Genomic DNA, 26,629 nt, shown 5'->3' with positions numbered 1-26,629 from the left:
TCCTCTAGCCCTTCTCCTGTTTTGCTTCCGCAGTTGCGACCATTCGTTTGACAGCGACGAAACTGTCGGGCGTAACGGAGATTGAATCAATTCCGCAGTCGACGAGGAAGGCAGCGAACTCGGGGTGATCGCTCGGCGCCTGTCCGCAAAGGCCGATCTTGACGCCGGCCGCCTTTGCGTCGCCGATGACCTTGCGGATCATCCACTTTACCGCTGGATCTCGTTCATCAAAGACGGCGGCGAGGTCCTCGCAGTCCCGGTCGATGCCAAGCGTCAATTGGGTCAGATCGTTCGAGCCGATCGAGAATCCGTCAAAGTGCCGCGCGAAATCGGCTGCCAGAATGACATTGGAAGGGATTTCGCACATGATGTAGATCTCAAGCCCGTTGCCGCGCTTCAATCCATTCTCGGCCATCGTATCCAACACCTTTTCCGCCTCCTTGGGAGAGCGGCAGAAGGGGATCATGAGCGCGACATTCACAAAACCCATCCTCTCTCGAAGACGCCTTATGGCACGGCACTCCAGCACGAACCCGTCCCTGTAGCGGGGTGAATAATAGCGGGAGGCTCCACGAAAGCCGATCATCGGGTTTTCCTCTAGCGGTTCAAACTGCTTTCCGCCGCAAAGACCCGCATATTCGTTGGTCTTGAAGTCACTCATGCGAACGATGATCGGTTTGGGAAATGCAACAGCGGCAAGTCGCGCCAGCCCGGCTGAGAGCTTGTCCACGAAGTATTCCGTCTTTTCGTTGTATTCCCTCGTCAGGGTATCGATCGTTTCCCTGGCGGCCTGATCCCGCAAGTCGTCGAAGTGGACAAGTGCCATCGGATGGATCTGGATGGTATTCGATATCACGAACTCCATGCGCGCAAGCCCGATGCCGTCGGCCGGCAACCGCCACCACCTGGATGCAGCCTGCGGGTCAGCAAGGTTTAGCATCACCTTTGTTCGCGTTTCAGGCATGTCGGAAAGGTCTGTTTCCTCGGCGACGAAGTCCGCCCGCCCCTCGTAGATCGTGCCCTCATCACCTTCGGCACAGCATACCGTGACCACCTCCCCCGGGTGAAGCAACTGCGTTGCGTTCCCAACGCCGACGATAGCCGGAACACCGAGCTCCCTACTGACGATTGCGGCATGCGACGTCCGCCCGCCATGGTCGGTGACGATAGCGCAGGCACGCTTCATCAGCGGAACCCAGTCCGGATCCGTTGTCGCTGCAACCAGAACAGTGCCGTCGACAAAGTGATCAGCGTCGCCGGCATGTTCGACAAGGCATACGGGCGCAGCCGCGATGGCGTCACCGATTGCAAGTCCCCGAGCAATCGGTCGCCCCTTGGAACTGATGCGGTAGGTCGACAGCAAGTTGGTCGCCGCCTGTGACTGCACCGTCTCCGGGCGCGCCTGGACAAGCCAGATCTCCTGGCTAGGACCATCTTTCGCCCATTCGATGTCCATGGGACATGCATAGTGCGCCTCAACGAAAACGGCCCATCTGGCGAGCTTCACAATCTCCTCGTCGCTCAAGACGAGCCGCGCTCTCTCCTCTACGCTCGTCAAGACGCCTTGCGTGGGGGAAGCCCGATCGCCGTAGACGAGCTTTCGTTCCTTGGAGCCACGTCTCTTTTCGATTATCGGCACAATGTCAGGAATGCCAAGCAACGGTTTGAAGACGCGATATTCATCCGGATCGACGGTGCCCTTGACGACATACTCGCCAAGCCCCCAGCTCGCATTGATGATGGCAACCTTATTAAACCCGGTCTCCGTTTCGATCGAAAACATGACGCCGGCTGCGCCAAGGTCCGAGCGGACCATCTGCTGGATGCCGATCGAGAGCGCCACTTTCATCTGCTCGAAGCCGTTTGCCTGGCGATATGCCATGGCACGATCCGTGAATAGGGAAGCGTAGCAGCGGCGGCAGGCATCCATAAGTGCTTGCTCACCAGAGATGTTGAGGTAGCTTTCCTGTTGCCCTGCAAAACTCGCCGCTGGCAGATCCTCAGCGGTGGCGCTCGAGCGCACCGCGACGGACGTGGCCTCAACACCAAGCCTTTTCGACAAATTGCGATAGGCTGATATCAGGTCTTCCTCGATGTCGGGGGGCCAGGCACCCTGCAGGACGAGGGCGCGGATCGTCGCCCCGGTTTGAGAAAGGGTGTCGCGTCCGGATTCCCATGCGGCCACAAGCGCGCGGATTGGTTCGCGCAAACCGTTGAAATCGATGAAGCGCCAATAGGCTTGCGCCGTCGTGGCAAATCCGCCTGGAATCTTGATACCGCTCCCGGAGAGCCCGTTGATCAATTCGCCGAGCGAGGCATTTTTGCCGCCAACGTCACCGATGTCGCCTCGTCTGACGTTCTCGAGCCAAATAACGGATCTCATCCCAAGCCTCCAGCAGTCAGGAACCGGCAAATCATAAACGCCGAGGTGGGGTCTGACCTTGACGGCCGTCAAAGCACGTTCGGTGGACTTGCGGCACAATCTCATGAACCGACTATATGGGAGGACCTGCGGTGGGCATGTTGGCACGTCAGGCAATCGTTGCGGAGATGGGCGAAACACACACACGCCTTGCGGTTACGGATTACGACCGGCTATCGATCGACCACTACGTACAGTTCGACAACAACGCCTTTACCTGCGTGACCGACGCGCTGGCCGCCTATATCCGGTCCACGCCCGTAGCGACCTCCGCAATCGGCATCGCGGTCGTCAACGGCGGCCCGACTACCGACGAAGACCGCCTTCATCATGATCTGGCAGAACAACTCGATTGGGGCACTTCACCCTCGCGAGTTTTCAAGGTCGACGCGCTCGACGCGCTGGCATTGGTTTTACCCCATCTGACTTTACACGACACAAAATTGATCAGCGGACAAACGGTCGAGCCTGGTACGCCGAAGGCGATCATCAGCGTCGGACAGGCGCTCGGCGTAACGTCGCTGACCCCGGACGATGGCGCATGGACCGCGCACCGAACCCATGCGGGAGGTATCTCCTTTGCCCCCCAGACGCGTGGGGAATTTGATATTTTCGAGCGCATCCGTTGCGCGACCGACTACGTCTCGGTCGAGAACCTCCTGTCGGAGGCCGGTCTTTGTCATCTTCATGAGTTGCTGCTCGAAAGTGCCGGTCAGGCCGTGCGCGGCTCGCCGGCCTCCAGCATCATCGATGCGGCATTACGCGGGAGCGACGCGGTGGCCGCGAAGGCCGTGGACTATTTCGCCACCTGGCTGGCCAGGTTCGCTGGTGACAGCGCTCTTCTCTATGATGCCAGGGGCGGCATTTATCTCTGGGGGCCCATTCCGCGAAGAATGGAACGACGGTTGAAGGCCGATCTGTTTCGAGCAGCTTTCGAAGCGAAAGGCCGACGGTCCGCCTGGCTTGCAGAGATACCAATTTTCATCATCCGCAGCGACGACGCGATTTTGAAGGGCGCGGCTTTGGCACTCGCCGGGCGCCTGGATTAAGCGCTTGCCCAATTGCGAGCAGCTTCGGTGGTGAACGCAGTCTGCGCTATCAGGAAGTCTGAATGTTGCAACAAGAAGCGACCAAACCTTGAGACGGCTCGACGCGCACCTGTCTTTCCTTGAGAAGAACCCCTTTTATCAGGAGCACACTGAAGACCGAAGCGATCATGAGAACGATCAGGATCAGCAGAAGCCAATTCAACAGGACCGCCTGTATCATGTGCCGTATGTCACGCCGGGTCATCTGGAAATCCCTGAACGTCGCGCTGGTGAACAACAACACGAACGACCATGTCTTGCATTGCTCTGCGTCAAAGTAGCCACTGAGCCAGCTTTGACGGGCGTCAATGCACCAGCTTGCAGATCGCGGTCTAATCGTTGGGTCTACTGGTCGAAGGCCAAAGGCGGATGGAGGATCAATGCGCCTCTTCCCCATGTCCTTTGTCGGTCGCCGGCCAGGCCCCACGTTTACTCAAAGGAGAAACCAGTCATGACTGAGACATCGACGAAACTCCCGATCAAGCAAGACGAAGCCCCTCGCTCCCGCGCGCAATCGTGGATGCCCTTTGAAGGTTTGCGGGCCGAAATCGACCGCCTGTTCGACGACTTCACTCCGAGCTTCTGGCGCCGGTCGTTTGACCCCGTGCATGTTCACAGCTCAACCGTCCTGCCGACCTGGGCACTCGCGCCGGCCATTGATCTCGTCGAGAAAGAGGCGAGCTACGAGATCACCGCCGAGTTGCCAGGGATCGAGGAAAAGGACATCGAGGTAAAGGTTTCGAACGGAAATCTGACGATCCGCGGCGAAAAGCTGGAGGCCAAGGAAGAAAAGGACAGGGAATACGTCCTGTCCGAGCGGCGCTATGGTTCGTTCCAGCGCACCTTCAAGATGCCTCAGGGCGTGAAAGCCGAAGACATTGCGGCGACGTTTTCGAACGGCGTGCTGACGGTCACGTTGCCAAAAACCAAGGAGGCTCAACAGAACGATCGCAAGATCCAGGTGAACGCCGCCTAACGAGCTCGGCGCTCCGCTCCGCAAGGGTTCAAGTGCCTTGCGGAGCGCTGACCGCCAAAGGGAGGATATCATGTCATTCAAGACGATTTTGAACGTGCTCGCAGACGATATAGCCGCCGAGGATCTAGACATCGCGATGAACCTGGGCGGCGAGGTGAGCGCACATCTCAGCACCCTGGTCGTCACCATGGCCCCCGTGCCTACCGGACGCTATCAGACGCTATCGCCGAGCTGGCTGGAAGTGCGCGAGCGCAACCTGCAGCGGCTTTCCGACCACATTGTCAAGATCCGCGAGCGCCTCGCAACGGCCGGATTGTCATTTGATGTCGACAGCGTGTACGCGGAGGTCGCAGGCCCCGCTTATGATATCGGCGAAAGAGCCCTCTACGCGGATCTGGTCCTCGCCGGCCCCGGCGTATTTGCGAGCGATGAGTTGAAGTCTCAGGTTGTCAGCGGCGGACTTTTCCAAGCGGGTCGCCCAGTTTTGTTCGTCCCGCCCGGTGGGATCGCGACATTGCGGCCAAGGACGATCCTGCTCGCCTGGGATTCGCGTCCGAGCGCGGCCCACGCCGTAAGAGATGCGCTCGAAATGATGAAGATGGCTCAATCTGTTCACGTCACCATGGTCGACCCCGTTGCGGCCTTGAGGGTGAGCGGTGGCGAACCGGGCGCCGATATCGCAACGTATCTCGCCCGCCACGGCATCAATGTCTCGGTGGAGACCCTGCCGAGCGCAGGTCACTTTGTGACCGAGACGCTGCAAAGGCATGCAATGGACATCAACGCCGACATGATTGTCATGGGTGCCTACGGACATTCCAAGCTGTTGGAGCTCATCCTCGGGGGTGTCACGAAATCCATGCTCAAAGAGGCGAAGTTGCCAATCCTTATGGCTCACTGAACGGGGGCATGGCAGATGAAACCAAGAATTCCGCACGATTGCTGGGTTTTGGCGTGTGACGGAGGCCGCGCCCTTATGATGCGCAACGCCGGGAACTCCGAACTCCTCAATCTGATCGTCATCGAAACCGTCGCCAATCCAGGAGCGTCGGCGCGCATGCTGGGAAGCGATCGGGAGGGAACGGTCTTTCAATCGGTCAGCGGAGCGAGAAGCAAGGTCGAGCAGACCGACTTGCATCGGCAGGCCGAAGAAAGATTCGTCGCAAATATTGCGGAGAGGATCTCGGCCCTTGTCCGCAACGAGGGTATCCAACGCCTCGTACTGGCAGCGCCCCCACGCGTGCTCGGCCAGCTGCGCACCGAACTCGACCCACACGTGCGGTCCGTCATCAGCGCAGAACTGGGGAAAGATCTCGTCAATCTCGAGGTTGCGGATATTGAAAAGTACCTTACCGACTAGGGCATAGAGTGGAATGCCGGTGCCCGATCGTCTAATCAAAAGGGAAGGTCAGTGGAAATCGAAGACGGGGCCGCCGCGCTTGAGGCGCGAGACCTGATGAAGGTCTATCGAATGGGCGCAGTTGAGGTATCTGCCCTTCGCGGCGTCGATGTCGATTTTTACAAAGCTGAACTCGTGGTGCTGCTCGGACCTTCCGGAAGCGGCAAATCCACCTTACTCAATATCCTGGGCGGTCTTGACACACCCACGTCTGGCCAAGTTCGCTTTGGCAATCATCCGCTTTCGTTCGGCAGTGAGCGTGCGCTCAACCAATACAGGCGAAACCACGTCGGCTTCGTGTTTCAGTTCTACAACCTGATCGCAAGCCTGACTGCGCGCGAAAACGTCGCTTTGGTGACCGAGATCGCAAGGGATCCCATGCCGCCCGCCGATGCACTGGCGCTTGTCGGACTGAGCGATCGCCTTGATCATTTTCCTGCACAGCTCTCCGGTGGAGAACAGCAACGTGTTGCGATCGCTCGGGCGATCGCCAAGCGACCCGACTTGCTGCTTTGTGACGAACCGACAGGGGCTCTAGACAGCAAGACCGGCATCCTTGTGCTCGAGGCTATTCTCAGGATCAATCGGGAACTCGGGACGACCACTGCCCTTATCACGCACAATGCCGTTATCGCCGAAATCGCCAATCGCGTCCTTTATTTCGCAGATGGTCGCATTGTCGAGACGCGGTGCAACGCGACGCAACGGGCGCCTGGTGAACTGAGTTGGTGAGCCGTGATGACGAGCCTCGACCGAAAGCTTTTGCGGCAGCTTTGGAAGATGAGGTTTCAGCTTCTGGCGATCGCATTGGTGATCGCGTCCGGCACGGCGCTTTTGGTCATGTCGTTGACAACGATCGAAGCACTCGAGGAAACCACTGCCGCCTATTATGAGCGGACCCGCTTTGCCGATGTATTCGCTCATGCCAAACGTGTGCCCGAGTACCGCAAGCGCGAGATCGGCGAAATCGCCGGCGTCAGACTGGTTGAGACACGGATCGACGAGCGCGCAATCCTCAATGTCGCCGGGTATCTCGAGCCAGTGGTCGCGCGGGTAATCTCGTTGCCCGATAACGGCCCGCAGCTTTTGAACGCGCTTGTGATCCGCTCAGGACGTCTGGTCGACCCGACACGTGGTCATGAAGTTGTCGTCAGTGAGCCGTTTGCCGAAGCGCATCGTTTGAAGCCAGGCGACAGCATTGAGGCCATCTTGCGAGGCCGCAAGCGCACGCTGGAGATCGTGGGGACCGCCCTCAGTCCGGAATTCGTGTACGCCATCGCACCGGGAGGGCTGATGCCGGACGACGCACGCTTCGGGATTCTCTGGATGGGACGGGACGCATTGAGCGCGGCGTTCGATCTCAAGGCATCCTTTAATAGCGTTGCAGTCAGCCTGCTACCCGGTGCGGACGTCAGCGATACAGTCCGTCGGCTCGACAACATTCTTGCGCCTTACGGTGGCATCGGAGCCTACGGCCGCGAAGACCAAACTTCAAACTGGTTCCTCGAAAGCGAAATTGCACAACAAAAGAACCTCTCTCGCGTGATGCCCGCCATATTCCTCGCCGTGGCGGCCTTCCTTACAAACCTGGTAATGGCGCGCCTTGTCGATACGGAGCGCCGGGAAATCGGCCTGTTGAAGGCTCTCGGCTACACGAATTGGACAGTCGGGTGGCACTACTTCAAGCTCGTCCTCGCGATTGGAACTACCGGTGTCGTGATCGGGTCGCTGGCCGGCGCATGGTTTGGTCACTGGAACACTGAGCTCTACACAAAGTTTTACCGCTTTCCCTTCCTTCTGTATCGTCCCGGCCCAGTCGCATTCATTGTGTCGGCCACAATAAGTCTGACTGCAGCGCTGGCTGGCAGCCTGACGGCGAGCTATCGTGCCGTTCGGCTGCCGCCGGCGGAGGCGATGAGACCTCCCTCACCGCCATCTTATCGGCGTTTGTTTACAACGCGTTTCGCATTCTCTGGACCCGACGAGCCCACCCGCATGATCCTGCGTCGGATCACACGATGGCCCGGACGCGCATTGCTCACTAGTTTTGGATTGGCGATGTCGGCGGCAGTTACGATTATGGCTCTCCAATGGGTGGATGCGATCGACACACTAGCCGAAACTGTTTTTGAGCGCGGACAACATCAAGACGCGACGATCGCTTTTGACGAACTCCATCCGCTCAAAGCCGTGCGGGACTTCGAAAATTTGCCTGGCGTGCTATCAGTCGAACCCCATCGTTACCTATCCGCGCGGATCAGTCGCGGGCATCTCACCGAGCGTCAGGGCATAATCGGCGTTCCGGAGAGCGCCATCCTTAGTCCCGTGTTCGACGTTTCACGCGGTCGCCTTCAGATACCAGCCGGCGGCTTGGTCGTTTCTCGCAAGCTTGCAGAACTTCTGCGAATTCAGATCGGCGATACCGTTGTCGTCCAGCTCCTTGAGGGGCACCGGGCCTCCTTCAGCGTGCGCGTGGTGCAACTGTTCGAAACCTACATCGGCAAGCCCGCATATATGGAAATGGGAGCGCTCAATCGCCTTGCTGGAGACGGTCGCGTTGCAAGTGGTCTGCATATCCGCATGGACGCGGCGGACCGATCCGGCCTGCTTGCGAGACTGAAGGGCATCCCTGGCATCGCTTCCATACAGTTTCGACAAGCCGCTATTGATACCTTCTTCGATACGATGGGGGAGACGATTTTCATTTTCATTGGCTTCTTCATCGCGTTTTCTATGACGCTTTCGGTGGGAGTAGCTTACAACTCAATCCGCATAGCGATCTCCGAGCGAGCGCAGGAGTTTGCCACGTTGCGTATACTCGGCTTCACCCGGTGGGAGATCTCCTACATCCTTCTCGGGGAAGTTGGTCTGCTCACCTGGCTCGCCATTCCTCTTGGCGCTGCGATCGGCTTGGCGCTCGCATGGTGGATGACGAGCGCCTTTGAAACCGAACTCTACCGTGTGCCGCTCGTGCTTCAAAATTCAACTTACGGCAAGGCCGCACTCATCATGCTTGCATCGGTATTAGTCTGCGCCGCTGTCACGCGTCGCAGGCTCGACCGGTTGGACCTGATCGCGGCGCTGAAGACCAGGGAGTAGCGCGGATGCGCGCGTCCAAGAAGCGAATGGCAATCTGGGGAAGCCTGGCGGCATTGCTGGCGATCGTCCTTGCCTATGTGCTGCGACCCCAGCCGGTTCCGGTGGACCTGTCATCAGTGAAGACGGGGCTGTTGCGCGTAACGATCGACGAGGAAGGGGAGGCTCGCGTGCGCGAAGTCTACACACTTCATGCGCCCCTTCGCGGGCAGCTGCAGCGCATAACTGCTGAAGCCGGAGATCCTGTCAAGGCCGGAGAAACCTTGCTCGGTCAGATCGAACCTGCAGCGCCAGCTTTCCTCGACGTCAGATCGAAAGCGGAGCAACGGGCGGCCGTGGAAGCCGCGGGGGCCGCCTACAACCTAGCGGCCGCCGAACTCAACAAGGCGAAGGCGGACCTGGCGTTTGCGGAGGCAGAGAGAGGGCGCGCGCGCCAGCTAATGGAGCGCAACACGATCTCGAAGCGGGCTTTTGACGATGCGGAGCGTGTCTACAACGTAGCCGAGGCCAACCTCGCGACGGCGGAGGCAGCGCTCAACGTCAGGCGCCATGAACTGAGCCAAGCACGCTCACGACTACTTTCGCGCCAGGAAATCAGGAACCGTAGCGGACCTTGCGAATGCGTTGCATTGACGGCGCCTGTGGACGGTGTCGTCCTCAGGGTCATGCGCCGCAGCGAAGGCGTTGTTGAGGCGGGCACCCCGCTTATCGAGATCGGCAATCCAAACGACATGGAGATCATCGTCAATCTTCTCTCCGAGGACGCCGTCAAGCTCAAACCAGGCCAAAAGGCAATTGTGACCAACTGGGGTGGGGAGGATCTTGACGCGATCGTGCGCCGGATCGAACCGTTCGGGCGGACAAAGGTATCGGCGCTGGGTATCGAAGAGCAGCGTGTCGACGTAGTTCTCGATCTCGCCGATCCACCGGGGCGCTGGGCAACGCTTGGGCACGGTTATCGGGCTGACGTCCGGATTATCCTTTTCGAAGGCGATGTACTCAAACTGCCGCTGGGTGCATTGTTCCGGCAAACTGACAAATGGGCCGTCTTCACCGCAGAGGGGGGCCACGCGCGATTAAGAATGGTGGTCGTGGGGCAACGCAACAACCTGGAAGTCGAGGTCCGCGAGGGACTTGATTCGGGTGAACAGGTTATTCTCTACCCGAGCGACCGCATTGCGGAAGGGGTCGCAATCACTGAGCGATAGGTTCTCACATGGTCAAGGCGAGCGGCGAACACGTCCGCGAGGCTGAAAGCTCTCATCGGCATTGCGAAGCATCAGCAACTCCCCGATGGTTTCGTAATTGATGAAGCCGACAACGCGCTGGCTGCGATCGACCACGGGCACGGCAGGCGCGCCTGCCTCCTGCATGAGCCTCAAACCGACGTCCACAGGCGATTGCTCATCAACCGTCGGGATGTCGCGGCGCATTACCGTAATCACCGGCGCACCAGCACCTCTTTCCTTCATCGCCTGGACGATGCTTTCGCGTGTCATCAGACCTTCGAACCGGCCGGCCTCGTTCAAAACGGGGAACTCGCTCTGGCTCGTTGCAAGCAGGAGTTCCACGGCCTCGCCGACACGGGCCTCCGAAGCGAGTGTCGCGAAGTCAGTCATCATCACGTCCGAGATGCTCGTACCGGCGGAGATTGCCTGAAGTTCGCTGCCTTGCGCCTCAGTCTCCGCAGCGAAATAGACGAAGATTGCAATGAGAATCAGCAATGGATTGAAGAAGACACCAAGGACACCCATAGCTACCGCGATGGATTGTCCGATCCGAGCTGCAAGCGTGGTGGCCCGCGCACCGGGCAGACGCCAGGCAAGAATTGCCCGAAGAACCCGCCCCCCATCCATCGGGAAGGCGGGGATCATATTGAACAGGACGAGGAAAATATTGACCCCCGCGAGCCGCGCCAGGAAATTTACGCGGGGGTCCTGAGGCGCCAGCAGTTGTTCCCAGCCCAGGGCACCTCCAACAACCATGACGATGAGGCCAGCAATCACGACGTTTACAAGCGGGCCTGCGATGGCGATCAACAACTCCTCAAGCGGTCTGGTGGGATTGCGCTCCAACCGTGCTATTCCGCCGATTGGTAAAAGAGTGATATCCGGTGTCTTGATGCCAAAGTGGCGAGCGGCCGCGATGTGCCCGAACTCATGCAGCACCACACAGAGGAAGACACTCACGATGAAGGCAACGCCCTCAAAGGCGGCAGTCGGACCGCCGATCCGGTAATGCATCACCCAGATCCAAATGAGCAGAAGGGCGAATGTTGCGTGCACGCGGACTTCGGTCCCCGCGACGGTGCCGAGTTTTAAGGACCATTTCATGGTGCTTTCGCTCCGATACTCTTTTCCCAAAGCCGATCGTCGAAGAATTGCGTCTACGGAACCACAAATCGATACGCTGTGCCTGCGCGCAGGATATCGAACGAAACTTGGGCATCTGCGGCATCCATCAGGGCTTGAATCCGAGACGCCGAGACGGCTGGCTCACCGTTGATGGATGTCAGGTAGTCACCCGATCTCAGCCCAGCCGCATATGCTACGCTGTCGGACGGCACCTCCATGAGTACCGGCCCATTGGGCGTACACGCGCGCGAAGCCGATGTGTCCGGCAGACCAAGGGTCACGCTGTCCAGCACACCATGGTCCAGAGCGCCGTGCATGCTCGCGGGATCGACAAGTTTGAAGTCCAGCCGTTGTGTCCTGCCCTCCCGGCGGATATCGAGAGTGACATGCGCATCGGCCGCCAGCAGACTGACTGCATTCCTGAAGGCGGCCTCCGTCGAGACCGCGTGGCCGTTAAGCGCAGTCACGGCATCGCCGAGCCTCACCCCCTGGCGTTCGGCGGCCGAATTGCAGGAGAGCCGGTCAACGACCAGATCCCACATCGCGTCATCGCCTTCCTGCGAAAGGGTGACGGACACGCCGAGCCATCCGCGCCGGATTTCTCCATCCTTTATGAGAGCGCGAACGATCTTGGACGCGAATTCGGAAGGTATGACAAAACCGATGCCCTGGGCGCCTTCGTTCGGTGGCGGTGCCCCGCGTACCACTCCCAGAAGCTCGCCTGCTGCATTGACAAGCGCGCCGCCGGAGTTTCCCGGGTTAAGTGCGGCATCGGTCTGGATGTAGTCCTCATAGTCGTCGATCCCGAGACCGGATCGGCTAAGCCCGCTTACGATCCCGAAGCTTGCTGTCTGCTCCAGGCCGAGGGGACTTCCCACTGCGACCACGAAATCGCCAACCTTCAGAACGGACGATTGCCCCCAGTCAAGAGCAACGAGGCCCGGCGCCCCAATCTTGAGCACGGCAAGATCGGTTGGCGGATCGCTGCCAACAACTGCGGCCGGCAAAACGCGGCCGTCGTTGAGCGTGACGGCGATGTCATCGGCATCGGCGATCACGTGGCTGTTTGTAACGATGTAGCCCTCTTCGGCATCGATGATGATGCCGGATCCCGTAACGGTAGCATCGCTCTCAAGGATGAGGACATGTTCGGGCAGGCCCAGGATCTTTCGAACGTTTGCATCGTCCAGCAAGTCGTTCGTCAATACGCGGTTGGCGGTACTGCTGATACCAACAACCGCGGGCCGGACCCGAACCAGGGCACCAGAGAAGCCTGCGTAACCACTTGCAGGGGCGGCCGGCGAAGCGGTGAACACATAGATCGCGGTGGCAAGCAGGAAACGTGGTAGATTTTGCATATCCTGCACTCCTGATAATGAAGTCAGGATCTCATCTGTATGTGCGGGCGCATTGACGCGCGTCAAGGATTGTCAAATGTCAGTAGGCGAGCACCTGCACGTCAGCTGCCGCCAGACGACGATAGAGCCGACCGCCTCGACTGATGGGCCACCAGTCGTAGAGAAAAATCTCTAGCGCCCTCCAGTTTGCCACCCAACCGAAGATGACCAGGCTTTCGCTGGCAACACGCGAGAACGCGCCCTCACCCGAAATATTGGTCAGGAGCTGACTTGCAATCAAGCTGAAAGCAAGGATCGGCGCGCCAATGAACAAGGCGCGCCGCCCCTCCCTTAAAAGCTGCCGTAGCTCGCGGCTGGCTTGCCTGGCGCGGCTTTCAAAATTGTATCGTATCGCGTCCTGGACAACACGCGTCACCGCCGTGTCGGTTTCTTCGGCAGGCAACTGCACGACAATCGCAATTGGTCCATCATCGGGCGTCTCCTCAGCCCAATCGACAATGAAACGCTCGGCATCCTTGTCCAGATCGCGCTCATGAAAGGGTGTGGGGTCCAGCGAATTGAAAAGCCGAGCCAGTTGGTCGATGCGGATCCGGATTGTATGAAGTCCGCCGGCTGATGATATCTCGTCCAACGCAACGTGCCTTCTCCTGGTCGATTTCACTTCGTCGCTGGCATGAGCGACGGCTCAGGCGTCCTCGTTCAGTGCCCGGCGTACGCGGCGAATGACAACGCCGCGGGCTTTGTCGTCGGCTGCCTTGGCCAATTCCGCCTGCAAGTCGAGCACGAGCGACTGCAGATCGTTGTTCCAGTCCGTCCGGCCCGCGCGAAATGGGTCGATGCGTGGCGGGGCGACGCCTTCAACTACCTCGACGGCTCCCCTCGCTTCCAGTCGGAACGAAGCATCCAAGCGGGGACGAACCACCTTTTCCTCAGTCAGGAACGTCTGGAGCCGCTGTCTCATCCCTTGAAGAGCCGCATCCTCCCCGTGCACGAGAAAGACGCCGGCGCCGATCGGCTCGCGCGCGCGCACCCATTCCGCAAGCTCCTTACCATCGGCATGCCCGCTATAGATATCCAGCTTCCTGATGCGCGCGCGCACGCGAATGTCATCGCCTTGAATGCGCACCACAGAGGCCCCGTCCTCAAGAATGCGTCCCAGGGTACCGGCGGCCTGATAGCCGACAAGGAGCACCGTTCCCTCGTCCCGCCAAAGCCAGTTCTTCAGACGATGCCTGATCCGACCGGCCTCGCACATCCCGCTGGCGGCTATGACAATATGAAATCCCTTCATGAAATCGATTGCTTTGGATTGCTCGGGGGTCTCGGTGAAACGCACGTTCTTCGCTTGCAGAGCCTTTGCAAGCAGCTCCCCGTTCTCCAGTTCCCGCGCGTGCCGCCGAAAGATTTCGCTGGCGCGTGTCGCCAGTGGCGAGTCGATGACGATCGGACACCTCTCGATCTTGCCGGTGTCCATCAGGTAAACGAGATCGGTGAGGAGCTCCTGGGTTCGTTCCACCGCGAAGGATGGCACGATCAAGGCGCCGTTTGGATGGGTCGCCTCCAGAACTTCCGTGCGCAAAATGCGCCGTCTGGTTTCGTCGGTTGCATCTTCCCTCTCGACGTCGCCATAGGTGCTTTCACAAATGACATAATCCCAGCCCGTCGGCGCGACCGCGTCATATTGAAGAAGCTTGTGTCGTGGGCCTATGTCCCCGGAAAAGAGCAATCTAAGGGGCGTCGGGGTGGTGTCCACTTCAACTTCGACTGACGCCGAACCGAGCAGATGGCCCGCGTTCCAGAACCTAAACCGCAACCCTTCGGCCGCCGTCTCCCATTTGCCGAGCGGCACCTGCCTGAAAAGCGTGACCGCGACAGCTGCGTCGCCGGCGTCGTAGATTGGGGTCACCGGTTGGCGCCCACGACGAAGGTTCCGGCGATTGAGCTGATCGACTTCGCTTTCTTGAATATGGGCAGAGTCCGGTAGCATGACGGAGCACAGATCAGCCGTGCCCGGCGTTGCGAAAATCGGACCGTCGTACCCGAGTTTCGCGAGCTTCGGCAAGAGGCCTGAGTGGTCGATATGCGCATGCGTCAGGATGACGGCGTCGATGCTGTCGACATCGAAGGGGAACGGACGATAGTTGAGTTCCTTCTCTGTCTTCGACCCCTGGAACAGCCCGCAATCGATCAGAACTTTCGTTTCGCCGAACTCAATCAATTGGCATGAACCGGTGACGGTGCCTGCGGCTCCGTGAAAATGAAGGATCGGTTGAGTAGTCATCCGCGTAAGCCTTGTTCTGGTTGCGGGGCCATGTCCCCTGGAAATGTCTTCCGTTCAATTGCAAGTTTGTAGATCAAACCGGCGGCTGGGATCGACCCGTTCGGTCTGCAAGCGTAGCCACAAGAAGCGCCTTGATTGCAGGCATGCGATTTTCAGCCTGATCGAAGACGATCGAGGATTTGGATTCAAAGACACCGTCGCACACTTCCATGCATTCGACGCCGAAACGCTTGGCGATACGGGCTCCCGCCTCATCTTCCCGCCAATGCCAGGCGGGGAGACTGTGCATCAGCTTCGTTTGCGGGTTGTCGGTTGCCTCCATCACATTCTCTCTGACGGCAAAGGGCGCGAGCTGCCTCACACGCTCGGCCCAACGCACGTCTCCCTCGCCAAACCAAGGCGCCGTGCAGACAAAGTCTGCCCCGAGAATTCCGGTGCCGACGTGCTCAAGTACCGCTATCCGGCCGCCGCTATCCCTTGCAGCCAATGTCACACCTTCGATGAAAGGCGCCTCCGGCCAGAAACTCGTTGGTGAAACGATGCGAAGATCGATGCCGAGTTTCGAGGAAGCTACTGCCAGGGATCGAGCGACGTTGCTGCGTCCATCCCCAAGAAAGGCCACGATCATGTCATTAAGAGGCTTGTCGCTGCATTCCTGCATCGTCACGAGGTCGGCCAATGTCTGCGTGGGGTGTGACGTGTCGGTCATTCCATTCAAGACGGGCACACACGCCCATCTGGCGACCTCTTCGACGGCGGATTGGGAATGCCCGATATATCCGATTGCATCATACAGCCGGCCGAGAAAACGGGCCGTGTCCTTGACCGATTCCCGATAACGCGTGTGACCGGTTGATGGTCCGATCAAGGTCACATTGGCGCCTTGGTCGTAGGCTGCGACTTCAAAGGCGGCGCGCGCGTGAATCGAATCTCGTTCACATAAAAGCGCGACGTTCCTGGTGCTCAGTCGCTTGAGCCCGATTCCTCTCCGCTTTTCTTCCTTGAGGTCAACGACGAGCCGAAGCAGATAGTGGATTTCCTCGGCAGTCAGGTCGTCAAGGGAAAGCACGCTGCGACCACGAAGATCGATCGACATGGCGCATTCTCCTTATTGGGGCGCTCCTTCAGACAAATAAAAGGCAGATATCCGTAGCCGGCATTGATGCTCGTCAATGACGGCTCGTCGGCTCCCGGGAAAACTCGCTTCATAGTGCGCCGTGCCCCGTACCGGCGGAGAGCCTGCAGTCGCACGGCACACAGCTCTGGGCCAGGCGGGTTCATCAAATCCGATCCACTCATCAGGAAGGATATCATGGCTTGCGCCTATGTCGTCGCCCCAATCAAAGCAACACAGGTCGAACGGGCCTATTGCCTGATCGTCGCGGTGGGCTACGAGATCGGCCCTGAAGCATGGCAGCAGGTCTGTGCAGCGACTCTCATGCGCAAACACCCCTCCCCCTTTGTCGAAGAGATTGCGGCTGTCGAAGATCCGCTCGGCTACATCAGGGGTATCGCCATATCGCGCGTGAGGCATCATGAAAGACTGGGCCGCTACCTCTCGGTGCCGGTCTTTCTCGTAGCCACCGCCGGCGATGCGCGCGGCGTCTGCGACGCCCTGCTCGAATACTTGAGCGCAGCGGCATTCGATCGGCATTGCGGCGCCATTCATGTCGCAAGTCTTGCACCGGACAGGTGGCCGGTTGCCGACGGTGGGGTCGACGGAATAATCATACCGCTGCGTTGAAATCTCAGTAAGCGTATTCGAGACGGATAGCCTTAAGCGTCCTGCTTCACGGTGCGCGCACTGAACACATAGCCCACTCCGCGGACGGACTTGATCAGCTCGGGGCGGCGCGGATCTCTTTCGATCTTCCGGCGCAGCCGCGCTATTTGTGCGTCGATTACGCGGTCGAAGGCCTCTTGCGATCTGCCGCGCGTCAAGTCCATCAACACATCCCGATTGAGGACGCGGCCGGCATGCCTCACGAGCGTGCACAGCATGTCGAACTCGGCTGTCGTCAAGGCGATCTCGCACCCGTCGTCAGATGTCAACCGACGGCGGGAAACGTCGAGGCGCAAGCCTTCGAAACAGAAGGTCTCGCTTGTTTGAACGTCCGGGATCAATGCAATCGGAGGACGCCTACGTCGAAGCGCGCCCCTTACGCGAGCAAGAACCTCGCGAAGATGGAATGGCTTCGTAACATAATCATCGGCCCCGATTTCCAGCCCAACCACACGATCAACCACGTCGTCCCGGCCGGTCAGCATGATTATGGGAATATCGGAATGGGCGCGAAGCTCACGGGCCAGCGACAGACCGTCCTCTCCCGGGAGCCCCAGATCGAGCAAAACGATATCCACATGGGCCTTCGCGAGCCTGTTGCGCATTTCGCGACCATCGCCGGCAAGACTGACCCGATAGCCTTCCCCTTCGAAATAGCGTGACAACATCTGCCTTATGCGTGGATCGTCATCCACAACGAGCACAAGTTCCGGCTCGTTTCGAGCGTTTGCCATAACCTTCCCCGAAGTTGGTCTGCCCCGACATGCTGTTACATTCAGTTACACTATAGCACCAATTGTTGCAGGCGCGTCGATGCCGGTTCACGCACGCATGTTGAAATCTCCATACTGAGCGTCAGATGGAGGATGCGCGATGACCCTTCAATCAGTTGCAATCGGCGGCGGTCTTGGAGCGCTGGAGTGCTCTCTTGCTCCCCCGGATCTATCGTCGGTCTTCAGTCTTCAGCCGATCATCGAAGCTGCGCCGGGTCAGGCGGTGTTCTGGGAAGGGGACGATGCCGGTTATGTTTTTCAGGTCGAGGACGGCATGCTGCGCGCATTGCGCCTACTTGCCGACGGCCGCCGGGTCATCGTCGGGTTCCTGCATCCCGGTGATCTCCTGGGCGTCTCTCTCAAGGACCGCTATCTCTATACGGTCGAAGCGATAACCGAGGTGAGATTGCGGCGATATCCCCGCCGTCGCTTCGAAGACGAAGTGGCGCGCCAGCCGCACCTGCGAAACCAGCTCTTTTCCAAGCTGTGCGACGAAATGACAGCGGCCCAGGATCAGGCGGTGTTGCTTTCGCGACGCAGCGCCGACGAGAAGGTTGCCAATTTCCTGCTTTTTATGGCGAGAGACCGGGACGGCGAGCAGACGGACTTCGTCGATCTGCCGATGACCCGGCTTGATATTGCCGACTACTTGAACATGACCATCGAAACGGTATCTCGCACCGTAACGAAATTCGCAAGCAACGGCATTATCGCTGCGCCCGACAGGCGCTCGATCATCATCTTAAAAAGACATATGCTTCAATCGATCGCGGATGGCGACGGTTGCGATCTTCGTCCAGTCGCGGTGTCGAATAGGATTAGGCGAACTGGTTTCGCCTGAGAACGTGGCGGTTGATGATGGCGCAATCTGCAGTCGGGAAAATCGTTGGTCTCCTCAAGGACGCGAACCTGATCGTGCATGAGACCGGCGGAAGGATCAGCCACTGGAGTAGAGGCTGCGAGCGACTTTACGGTTGGCCTGAGGCTGAAGCGCGAGGTGAAGTGATCCATCACCTGCTTGCCACCACATTCTCCGAGCCCATTGAAGACATCCACGCGAAGGTTCAACGACACGGGTCATGGTCCGGAGAACTGGCGCAAAAGCGCAAGGATGAAAGCAAGGTCTTCGTTGCCAGCCTCTGGATCGGTCTCCCAAATGGTCAAAGCGATCATATCATGCGGTTTGACAGCGATATCACCAACTTGAAACACGCCCAGGCCGACCTTGTCTCGCGAGAAGCCCATCTAAGATCGATCCTCGACACCGTACCCGAAGCGATGGTGGTGATTGACGAGACGGGGCTGATCACCTCTTTCAGCGCGGCGGCGGAACGACTTTTCGGCTTTAAGGAGAACGAGGTCCGCGGCTCGAATGTTAAGATGCTGATGCCCTCTCCCGATCGCGAGGCACATGATCGCTACCTCAACAATTATCTAAGCACAGGCGAGCGGCGGATCATCGGGATAGGTCGCGTTGTGACCGGCAGGCGCAAGGACGGCACGACATTTCCCATGGAATTGTCCGTCGGCGAAGCCAGGTCCGCCGGAGGGCGGATCTTCACAGGCTTCATTCGGGACTTGACTAGCCGTCATCGCATCGATGAGGAACTGCGTCAGGCACAAAAGATGGAAGCGATCGGTCAACTCACCGGCGGTCTCGCGCACGACTTCAACAATCTTTTGACTGTCATTGCCGGCAACCTTGAGATGATCGAAAGTCGCCTTGACGATCAGAGCATCAAGGAGCTTTTGCAAGAGGCGCAGGCAGCGGCGGACGATGGTGCAAAGCTCACCGCTCAACTGCTTGCCTTCGGCCGGCGTCAGCCGCTTACCCCAAAGCTTGTCGACGTGGGCGGTCTGATCGGGACCTTCGCAAATCTTCTTGGACGCACACTCGGCGAGACAGTGGAGCTGTCAACCTTGGTTCGCGGCGCCGACAATGTTGTTCTGGTCGATGTAGCACAATTTCAGAATGCGCTTTTGAACCTCGCATTGAATGCGCGCGATGCAATGCGGGGGGGAGGACGGCTCTCCATCGAGGTCTCGAAGGCGAATCTGGACCAGGATTACGTCCTCATGTATCCGGATTCCAGGATGGGACGCTATGTGCTGGTCAGCGTCAGCGATACCGGCGTCGGCATGTCGGACGATGTTAGGCGCCGCGCATTTGAACCTTTTTTTACCACCAAGGTCACCGGAGCGGGTACCGGCCTCGGCCTCAGCATGGTCTACGGTTTCGTCAAGCAGTCGGGAGGTCATGTCCAGCTTTACAGCGAACCAGGCCGCGGCACGAACGTGCGGCTCTTCCTGCCAGCGGCGAAGGAAAAAACTCAGGCAGACGGCACAGGCGAGCCAAAGGATCTGCCCCTGCAGCCGATAGCGCAAGGGCATGAGACTATTCTCGTTGTCGAGGACGATGCCCGTGTCCGTCGCATTGTGGTCGCGCGGCTTTTGGACGCCGGCTATGGCGTCGTCGAGGCCGAGACGGGGGCTGAAGCCCTTCAGCGTCTCGCCGATCACCCGGAGATCTCTCTGGTGTTTACCGACATGGTGATGCCCGGGGGGATGACAGGCAACGAGCTCGCGCACCACGTTCGACGATTCCGCCCCGAGATGAAGATACTCGTAACGTCGGGCTACGCGGCTCCGAGCCTTGCAAAAGAAAGGCTGCCGGAAGGCGCCTCTTGGCTGCTCAAACCCTATACGGCGAAAAAACTCTCAAAACGCCTGCGAGAATTGCTCGATTGATGCGCTCAATGGCATCGAGGACAATTGCGGTGCATCGAGCGAATGCGAGGTCGGTGCACGTACATCCGTGAAAACGCCAAGGCGGCGAAACTGTGGGGTTCGGCTTCTCCATCGACGATCACTCCAGCCGACACCTGAGGATGATCTTTGATTGCCGTCAATGCCGTTTGCCGCGCTGTGCGTAGATTGAACAGGAGCCCAAACGTCAATTCGGGAGATGGAGCGATGACATACAAGACTGTGCTATTGGTTGCCGATGCCGAAAACTATGATATCGATCTGAGAACCGCAGCGGATCTTTGCGTGGCTGCGGATGCGCATCTGTCTGTTCTTCTTGTGAAGCTTGCCGCCCCTGTGCCGCTTGGCGACTACGCGGCGATGTCGGTCGCGTGGCTTGACCTGCGCGCTGGCGATACGGAAAAACTCGGCGACGCCGTGATGAATTCCCGCACAACCCTGGAAACACTTGGCATCTCGTTTGATGTCAACGGCTGCTACCCCGAAGAAGCGTGGGTGGAGGACGAGATCGGAGAACGGGCACGATACGCCGACGTGACCTTGATCGGGGCAAGCCTCAAGGCGAGTTCGCGGCTTCGCTCGCACGCCATTGAGGGCGCGCTCTTTCGATCCGCCCACCCCGTCCTTCTATCTGGCAACCGCCAATCCGTGACGCTGACACCGAAAAAGGTCCTGCTTGCATGGAACTCAACGATCGAAGCGACGCGGGCCGCACGCGAAGCGCTTGAGATGATGAAGAACGCCGACAGCGTCAACGTTGTGCTTGTCGATCCCAAGGCTGCGCCGGCAAGGAACGGGGAAGAACCGGGGGCGGATGTCGCGACCTACCTTGCAAGGCATGGCATCGAGGTCACTGTTGACAGGCTGCCAAGCGCTGGGCGTCAGGTCAGCGAGGTGCTTTTGCAGCATGCCATCGACACCGCGTCCGACCTGATGGTCATGGGCGCCTACGGCCATTCGCGGGTACGAGAGCGCATGTTCGGGGGGGTGACCAAGGCCATGATCGAAACACCGGCAGTGCCGGTGTTGATGGTTCATTGAGCGACCGAAACATAAGACAAGAGCTGCGCCGCCGTCGAGCGGCGCAGCTCTTTTGTTTCAGACCTCATTTTCACAAGACGCCCGCCCGGTCATTTCGAGTACGTCGATACTGAAGAAGAGGTGCGGGTAGTGGCCGGCTATTTCTTGCGGAGCTGGCTTCAGCCCGCCCGGTTCCCACCAGTTTGCTCTCTTTTCCAGAAGCGACCAGGCGTGCAGGTACTCGCGGTGCCATTGCCCTGTCGGGGCAAGTTCCTGATAGCGCCCGTAGATCACAACGCTTTTCCACTCGCTCCCGGAGACTGCGTCGATCTGCAGGCAGACATTGGGATTCTTGCGCATCCAGTCGATCTTTTGACCGGGCATGGAAAATGCGTAAAGGCAATTTCTGGCGTAGGCATATGTGATTGGCACGACATAGGGCCTGTCGTCGACGCAACAGGCAAGGTGAGCCACATGGCCCTCCTCAACGACGCTGCTGCATTCGTGGCGGGACATTTCCTTGACGATCATGATCCACCTCCGTGAACAGATATTTCAAGATTAATTCCTTGTGCGCGCGGGCGCTTTGACGCCCCTCAAAGACCGACAGGCGACGATCAAGCATACTGTTGGGATAAACTGGACGAGGAGACTTTTGGAGGTGATAGCCATGAGCGACATCAGTTTACGACAAGATATTCTCGACGAACTCGAGTACGAGCCCAGCATCGACGCAGCAAACATCGGCGTAGCGGTAGAGAACGGCATCGTGACCCTGACCGGTCATGTTCACAGCTTTGCCGAAAAGCACGCCGCCGAACAAGTTGCTAGACGGATCAAGGGTGTTCGAGCCATCGCGGAGGAAATCGCCGTGCGGTTGCCCGCGCACAAGAAGACCGCTGATGACGAAATCGCAAGCCGTGTCTTGAAGATCCTCGACTGGGGTGCGGCGATTTCCGATCCGAGCGATATCCAGGTGAAGGTGGAGAACGGGTTCGTTACACTCGCCGGCACTGTCGATTTCTATTTTCAACGCTCGGCGGCCGAACATTCGGTTCGCCAACTCTCCGGTGTAACGGGCATCGACAACCAGTTGAGGATCCGGCCACGGATGGATGTCGTCGACATCCGCCACGGCATCAAGCAAGCCTTGAGGCGGAATGCCGAAATCGAGGCCGAGGACATCGAGGTCGAAGTTTCTGGCAGCCATGTGACCTTGCGCGGGAAAGTGCAAAGCTCGCGAGAGCGTATTACCGCCGAGCAGGCTGCCTGGTCCGCAAAAGGGGTGAGCGGGGTAACCGACTACCTAACGGTGTCCGACAAATAGGCACTTTTCGTAGCTTTCTTCCAAGGGGCTCATGATGGCCGAACCGATGCCGCTCAGCCTCTCCCGGCGTCAAACGGAAGACAGCGGCTATATGGGGCTCACGAGCGAGGAGGCCTGCAGCCGATTGCCCATGTGCGGTCCAAACGCCCTGCCCGAACCAAGGGCAGGGTCGGTGGCCGAAACATTCGTGCGCCAGTTCCGCAGTCCACTGATTTACACTCTGCTGGCCGCAGTGCTGGTATCATTTCTGCTGGGCGATGTGAGGGACGCCTTCTTCATTGGGGTCGTTCTTGTTGCAAATGCCATCGTCGGAACCATTCAGGAACACAGTGCCGGCCAAGCGGCATCGGCGTTGCGCAAACTCGAGCAGCCAAAAGCCAATGCTGTGCGAGATGGTCAGTTGGTCGAGCTTGACGCACGACTGATCGTGCCCGGGGACCTTGTGGCTCTGGAATCCGGCGGACGCGTGCCGGCAGACATGCGGCTGACCGCAGTTGACGGACTCTTTTGCGATGAGTCCTTGCTAACGGGCGAATCCGCGCCGGTTGCAAAGTCACCAACCCCGGCTTCCGTCGCAGGCGATGAACAACGAAGCTACATGGCATACGCCGGGGCGCTCGTCACACGCGGTCGCGCCCGTGGCGTCGTCTCAGCCACTGGCAAGAACACGGAAATCGGCAAGATCGCAATCGACATCGGCAAGGCACCCCTTGCCAGATCGCCATTGCTGATCCGCCTGGAGGGCTTTTCAAAACTCATTGCCCTCGTCGTCGCAACCGTCGTGGTCTTGCTGATAGTTGTCGGGATCGCTCGCGGCATGCCGGCGAGCGAGCTTTTTATGATGGCGGTTGGGTTGGCCGTGAGCGCAATCCCCGAAGGCCTTCCGATTGCGATCTCGGTCGCCTTGGCAATCAGTATGCGTCGAATGGCCAGGAAACACGTCATCGTTCGCCGGATGCCCGCTGTCGAAGCTCTCGGGTCATGCACGATAATCGCAACCGACAAGACCGGAACGTTGACGCTGAATGAGCTGACGGTCACCGACATTCGCCTGCCTGACGGAACCGACCTTTTCTGCGACACGCATGCCGATATCGAGTCCTGCCACATCCGCGGGAGGGATGCGTCCCCCGACCAGGCACGTGATCGCGCGACGGCCCTTCTGCGGGCCGCCTCTCTACCCAATGAAGGATCGCTCGTAAGGGGTGAAGATGGGTGGACCAGTGTTGGCGACACGGTCGATGTCGCGCTCCTGGCCGCCGCCCACAAGGCGGGCCTGCCGAGACAGTCGATTGAGGATGATTATCCTTTGATTGCCCGAATCCCCTATGAGCCGGAGATCAAATATGCCGCATCGTTTCATCGACATGGCGATGTGGTGCGTATCTTCGTGAAGGGAGCGGCCGAAACCCTCATCGCAATGTCGGATCGAATGGAGATGAATGGCCGCGCGGTAACGATCGACCGCGACAGACTTCTGCGCCAGAAGGAAGAAATGGCCGCCCAAGGTTTGCGCGTATTGGCGTTTGCAGAAGGCGAAACGACGGTCGAGGACGATGGCGGATGTGGCCGGCACCTTCTCGTCGACCTGGTTTTTCTCGGACTGGCCGGCATGCAGGATCCGATCAGACCGGAAGTACCCGGCGCGATCCGCGACTGCCACAACGCGGGCGTCCAGGTCGTCATGCTTACCGGAGACGATCCAAAGACCGCCGCGGCGATCGCGGCTGATGCGGGCCTCGCCTTCACCATCGACCAGGTCATCACTGGCGAAGAGGTGAGCCGGGCCGAGGCGCAGGGGCAAGCAAGCCTCGACGCGCTCGCCCGCCGGGGGCGCATCTATGCACGCATCGCCCCATCGCAAAAACTGGCGCTCGCTCTCGCGCTTTCGCGCAACGGACACTTCGTTGCCGTCACGGGTGACGGGGTCAACGATGCGCCTGCCCTAAAACACGCGCACATCGGAGTGGCGATGGGCCGAAAGGGAACGGACGTCGCCAAAGAGAGCGCCGATATTATCATTACAGACGACAATTTCGCGTCAATCGTAAGTGCCATCAAGGAAGGTCGCGTCGCCTATGCCAACATTCGTAAGGTCATCTTCATGCTCGTCTCCACGGGATCAGCGGAACTCGTGTTGTTTCTTTTTGCTGCCACTCTTGCACTGCCAATGCCGCTTCTACCCGTGCAACTCCTGTGGCTCAATCTTGTCACCAACGGCATCCAGGATGTCGCTCTTGCAAGCGAGGGGCCTGAGGGCGATGAACTCTCCCGTGCGCCGCGCAGGCCGAATGAGCCGATCTTCGATCGGGTGATGATTCGCCGTCTCTGTCAAACGACGCTCGTCATGGGAGGCGGAGGTTTCGCGATGTTCTACCTCGCTCTACAACAGGGCTACAGTGAAAGCGATGCCCGCAATATGCTCTTGCTGCTGCTTGTTCTCTTCGAAAATTTCCAGACTTTCGCAAGTCGCTCGGAGCGGAAGTCCATTCTCGCGCTCGGCATGTTTGGCAACCCACTCCTGCTCTTTTGCATTGCCGCAGCCTTGGGTCTCCACATCACCGCAATGCACGTTCCGCTTGTCAGTAATACCCTCCAGGTTTCCCCGATGGTACCGGCCGAATGGGCAATGCTTTTGATTGCTGCCTCTTCTGTTCTTTTCACAATGGAATTCGACAAGTGGCAGCTGCGTGGCAAATCTACTGCATAGTCATGACATAGGTACTTACGCCAGTTGCAGCAGCAGCGAACGAGACGAGGCCGAGTGGCACCCAGTAATGCGCGGTCCCGGACAGGATTGCCACGAATATTCGCCCCCCCGCATTGACGAGCGCGGCTGCCAGCACCGCGGCGCCGACAGTCGGCAAGGGCATCGCTCCTCCGACGGAGCGTAACGCGGTCAGTACGGCAACGTCGACGTCGAAGATACCAGATGCGGCCGAAATGCCAATCAAGCTATTGTCGCCAATCCTCGCAACCACCGCAGCGCCAAGTGTCGCGGTGGTGGCAAACAGACTGGCAAAGACAAGGAGTGGCATCAGTTCAAAGGGATTCCGTGCTTCGACGTCTTGGCCTGCACCGGGCGCCCTATTGGCCATCAAGAGGCTTCCGCACGCGACGAATACGACGGCTGCCGCCAGCAGCGGCGCCACAACGAGTGGAAGAAGCCGGGGGGACAGTACAAGGACGATGACGAGTACGCGCAGCAGTGAAATAGCCGCAGCGACACTTGCAGCCCCGGCCAGCGGGAGAGCGGGCTCCCCGGCCCGAGCTTTTTGTCCAAAGCTTGCGGTGACCGCAGTGGACGAGACGATTGCGCCCGTAAGACCGCTGACAAGAAGCCCGCGCGTTGAGCCCAGCAGGCGCGTTGCCACATATCCGGCAAATGAGATGGTCGCACTCAGCACGGTGAGAAACCACACCTCGCGGGGATTGAAACCTCCCCAAGGGTCGATGGTCCGGTTCGGTAGAAGCGGCAAGACGATGGCGGTCATCACCGCAAGCACGAGCGCGGAGCGCAGTTCTGGCCAGGTTAGCCGCCTGAGGAGATTGTGAAGAAGTTCTCTGCTGGCAAGAACTGCGGCAAGAGCCGCACCGCCTGCAGCGGCGGCCCTGTAGTCGCCCGCAACCGCCAGCCCGCCCAGCGAAAAAACGCACAATCCCGCTACCACGCTGGTCACGCTGAAATCTTCATCCCGCCGAGCCTCACGTAACTTGAACCAGGTCAAGCTCATCGTGAACCCCAGCAGACCCGCGGCAAAAACAAACTCGTTCTGCTGGGCTTCCGACACGGCCGCAACGATACCGCCAAGAAGTCCGGAAATCCCGAAGGTTCGAATGCCGGCTGTCCGGCTGCCTTCCGGCGCATCCCTCTCGCGCCACCCCCGCTCCAACCCGACGAGAAGGCCAATTGCAAGTGCGAGCCCCAAACGAAGGATAAGCGGTTCCATTTGCACTCTCCAGGGGGCGCACACGCGCTGAGATCA

Annotated in this window: 22 protein-coding genes; 13 read left to right on the top strand and 9 right to left on the bottom strand. The window is 59.1% G+C overall.

The window, feature by feature from the left end; translation table 11 throughout:
• Window positions 1-4: 4 nt before the first annotated feature.
• A complete protein-coding gene (ppsA, locus tag C1A35_RS25480; protein ID WP_104667047.1) occupies window positions 5-2,383 on the bottom strand; it encodes a phosphoenolpyruvate synthase in 2,379 nt (792 codons plus the stop codon).
• A 137-nt stretch (window positions 2,384-2,520) separates the two neighbouring features.
• On the opposite strand from ppsA, the gene C1A35_RS25475 reads away from it, so the two are divergent.
• The 7 genes from C1A35_RS25475 (at window position 2,521) to C1A35_RS25440 (ending at window position 10,189) form a co-directional block, all read left to right on the top strand.
• Window positions 2,521-3,471 carry a glucokinase gene (locus C1A35_RS25475; RefSeq protein WP_104667046.1) on the top strand — a complete coding sequence of 317 codons (951 nt, stop codon included), beginning with the start codon at window positions 2,521-2,523 and terminating at the stop codon, window positions 3,469-3,471.
• A 490-nt stretch (window positions 3,472-3,961) separates the two neighbouring features.
• Window positions 3,962-4,486: an Hsp20/alpha crystallin family protein gene (locus C1A35_RS25465; RefSeq protein ID WP_104667044.1), complete on the top strand. Its 525-nt coding sequence runs from the start codon at window positions 3,962-3,964 to the stop codon at window positions 4,484-4,486.
• Between the two features lie 70 nt (window positions 4,487-4,556).
• On the top strand, window positions 4,557-5,387 hold the full coding sequence (locus C1A35_RS25460) for a universal stress protein (protein ID WP_104667043.1): 831 nt from the start codon (window positions 4,557-4,559) through the stop codon (window positions 5,385-5,387).
• 15 nt (window positions 5,388-5,402) lie between these two features.
• The gene (locus tag C1A35_RS25455) at window positions 5,403-5,846 is read left to right on the top strand and encodes a baeRF12 domain-containing protein (RefSeq protein ID WP_104667042.1); all 444 of its coding nucleotides are present in this window, start codon (window positions 5,403-5,405) and stop codon (window positions 5,844-5,846) included.
• Window positions 5,847-5,897: 51 nt separating this feature from the next.
• On the top strand, window positions 5,898-6,617 hold the full coding sequence (locus C1A35_RS25450; RefSeq protein ID WP_199773019.1) for an ABC transporter ATP-binding protein: 720 nt from the start codon (window positions 5,898-5,900) through the stop codon (window positions 6,615-6,617).
• A gap of 6 nt (window positions 6,618-6,623) precedes the next feature.
• Window positions 6,624-8,984 (top strand): ABC transporter permease, encoded by a 2,361-nt coding sequence (locus tag C1A35_RS25445; protein ID WP_104667041.1) that lies wholly within the window; start codon window positions 6,624-6,626, stop codon window positions 8,982-8,984.
• A 5-nt stretch (window positions 8,985-8,989) separates the two neighbouring features.
• Window positions 8,990-10,189 carry an efflux RND transporter periplasmic adaptor subunit gene (locus tag C1A35_RS25440; protein WP_104667040.1) on the top strand — a complete coding sequence of 400 codons (1,200 nt, stop codon included), beginning with the start codon at window positions 8,990-8,992 and terminating at the stop codon, window positions 10,187-10,189.
• Window positions 10,190-10,201: 12 nt separating this feature from the next.
• Here the strand turns inward: C1A35_RS25440 and C1A35_RS25435 are convergent, their stop codons facing one another.
• The 5 genes from C1A35_RS25435 to argF form a co-directional block, all read right to left on the bottom strand.
• Window positions 10,202-11,314, bottom strand: a complete 1,113-nt coding sequence (locus C1A35_RS25435) for a site-2 protease family protein (protein ID WP_104667039.1) — start codon at window positions 11,312-11,314, stop codon at window positions 10,202-10,204.
• A gap of 53 nt (window positions 11,315-11,367) precedes the next feature.
• A complete protein-coding gene (locus C1A35_RS25430) occupies window positions 11,368-12,693 on the bottom strand; it encodes a trypsin-like peptidase domain-containing protein (RefSeq protein ID WP_104667038.1) in 1,326 nt (441 codons plus the stop codon).
• 79 nt (window positions 12,694-12,772) lie between these two features.
• The gene (locus C1A35_RS25425) at window positions 12,773-13,324 is read right to left on the bottom strand and encodes a hypothetical protein (protein WP_234823006.1); all 552 of its coding nucleotides are present in this window, start codon (window positions 13,322-13,324) and stop codon (window positions 12,773-12,775) included.
• Between the two features lie 54 nt (window positions 13,325-13,378).
• On the bottom strand, window positions 13,379-14,974 hold the full coding sequence (locus tag C1A35_RS25420) for an MBL fold metallo-hydrolase (protein ID WP_104667037.1): 1,596 nt from the start codon (window positions 14,972-14,974) through the stop codon (window positions 13,379-13,381).
• A gap of 73 nt (window positions 14,975-15,047) precedes the next feature.
• Window positions 15,048-16,070 carry an ornithine carbamoyltransferase gene (gene argF / locus C1A35_RS25415; RefSeq protein WP_104667036.1) on the bottom strand — a complete coding sequence of 341 codons (1,023 nt, stop codon included), beginning with the start codon at window positions 16,068-16,070 and terminating at the stop codon, window positions 15,048-15,050.
• Between the two features lie 216 nt (window positions 16,071-16,286).
• Here argF and C1A35_RS25410 point away from each other — a divergent pair, with 216 nt between their 5' ends.
• Window positions 16,287-16,718: a hypothetical protein gene (locus tag C1A35_RS25410; RefSeq protein ID WP_104667035.1), complete on the top strand. Its 432-nt coding sequence runs from the start codon at window positions 16,287-16,289 to the stop codon at window positions 16,716-16,718.
• A gap of 32 nt (window positions 16,719-16,750) precedes the next feature.
• Here C1A35_RS25410 and C1A35_RS25405 read toward each other — a convergent pair whose 3' ends face one another.
• A complete protein-coding gene (locus C1A35_RS25405) occupies window positions 16,751-17,491 on the bottom strand; it encodes a response regulator (RefSeq protein ID WP_104667034.1) in 741 nt (246 codons plus the stop codon).
• A 139-nt stretch (window positions 17,492-17,630) separates the two neighbouring features.
• Between C1A35_RS25405 and C1A35_RS25400 the strand changes: the two genes are divergently transcribed.
• The 3 genes from C1A35_RS25400 to C1A35_RS25390 all read left to right on the top strand — a co-directional run bounded on the left by C1A35_RS25400 (window position 17,631) and on the right by C1A35_RS25390 (window position 21,337).
• Window positions 17,631-18,371: a helix-turn-helix domain-containing protein gene (locus C1A35_RS25400; protein WP_104667033.1), complete on the top strand. Its 741-nt coding sequence runs from the start codon at window positions 17,631-17,633 to the stop codon at window positions 18,369-18,371.
• Between the two features lie 14 nt (window positions 18,372-18,385).
• Entirely contained in the window at window positions 18,386-20,278 is a 1,893-nt protein-coding gene (locus C1A35_RS25395) for a hybrid sensor histidine kinase/response regulator (protein ID WP_199773018.1), read from the top strand.
• A 225-nt stretch (window positions 20,279-20,503) separates the two neighbouring features.
• Window positions 20,504-21,337 carry a universal stress protein gene (locus C1A35_RS25390; protein WP_104667032.1) on the top strand — a complete coding sequence of 278 codons (834 nt, stop codon included), beginning with the start codon at window positions 20,504-20,506 and terminating at the stop codon, window positions 21,335-21,337.
• Between the two features lie 57 nt (window positions 21,338-21,394).
• Here the strand turns inward: C1A35_RS25390 and C1A35_RS25385 are convergent, their stop codons facing one another.
• Complete coding sequence (locus tag C1A35_RS25385) at window positions 21,395-21,847, bottom strand: pyridoxamine 5'-phosphate oxidase family protein (RefSeq protein WP_104667031.1); 453 nt, start codon at window positions 21,845-21,847, stop codon at window positions 21,395-21,397.
• Window positions 21,848-21,986: 139 nt separating this feature from the next.
• Between C1A35_RS25385 and C1A35_RS25380 the strand changes: the two genes are divergently transcribed.
• Both C1A35_RS25380 and C1A35_RS25375 read left to right on the top strand, forming a co-directional pair.
• The gene (locus C1A35_RS25380; protein WP_104667114.1) at window positions 21,987-22,643 is read left to right on the top strand and encodes a BON domain-containing protein; all 657 of its coding nucleotides are present in this window, start codon (window positions 21,987-21,989) and stop codon (window positions 22,641-22,643) included.
• A 34-nt stretch (window positions 22,644-22,677) separates the two neighbouring features.
• Window positions 22,678-25,353, top strand: coding sequence for a cation-translocating P-type ATPase (locus C1A35_RS25375; RefSeq protein WP_199773027.1), 2,676 nt, complete (start codon window positions 22,678-22,680; stop codon window positions 25,351-25,353).
• Here the strand turns inward: C1A35_RS25375 and C1A35_RS25370 are convergent.
• Window positions 25,343-26,593: an MgtC/SapB family protein gene (locus tag C1A35_RS25370; protein ID WP_104667029.1), complete on the bottom strand. Its 1,251-nt coding sequence runs from the start codon at window positions 26,591-26,593 to the stop codon at window positions 25,343-25,345. The genes C1A35_RS25375 and C1A35_RS25370 overlap by 11 nt on opposite strands.
• Window positions 26,594-26,629: the final 36 nt, after the last annotated feature.

Source organism: Ensifer adhaerens, assembly GCF_002940685.1.
GTDB lineage: Bacteria > Pseudomonadota > Alphaproteobacteria > Rhizobiales > Rhizobiaceae > Ensifer > Ensifer adhaerens_E.
Note: the sequence above shows the minus strand (reverse complement) of the source record. Positions and strands in the feature narration are given on the sequence as shown.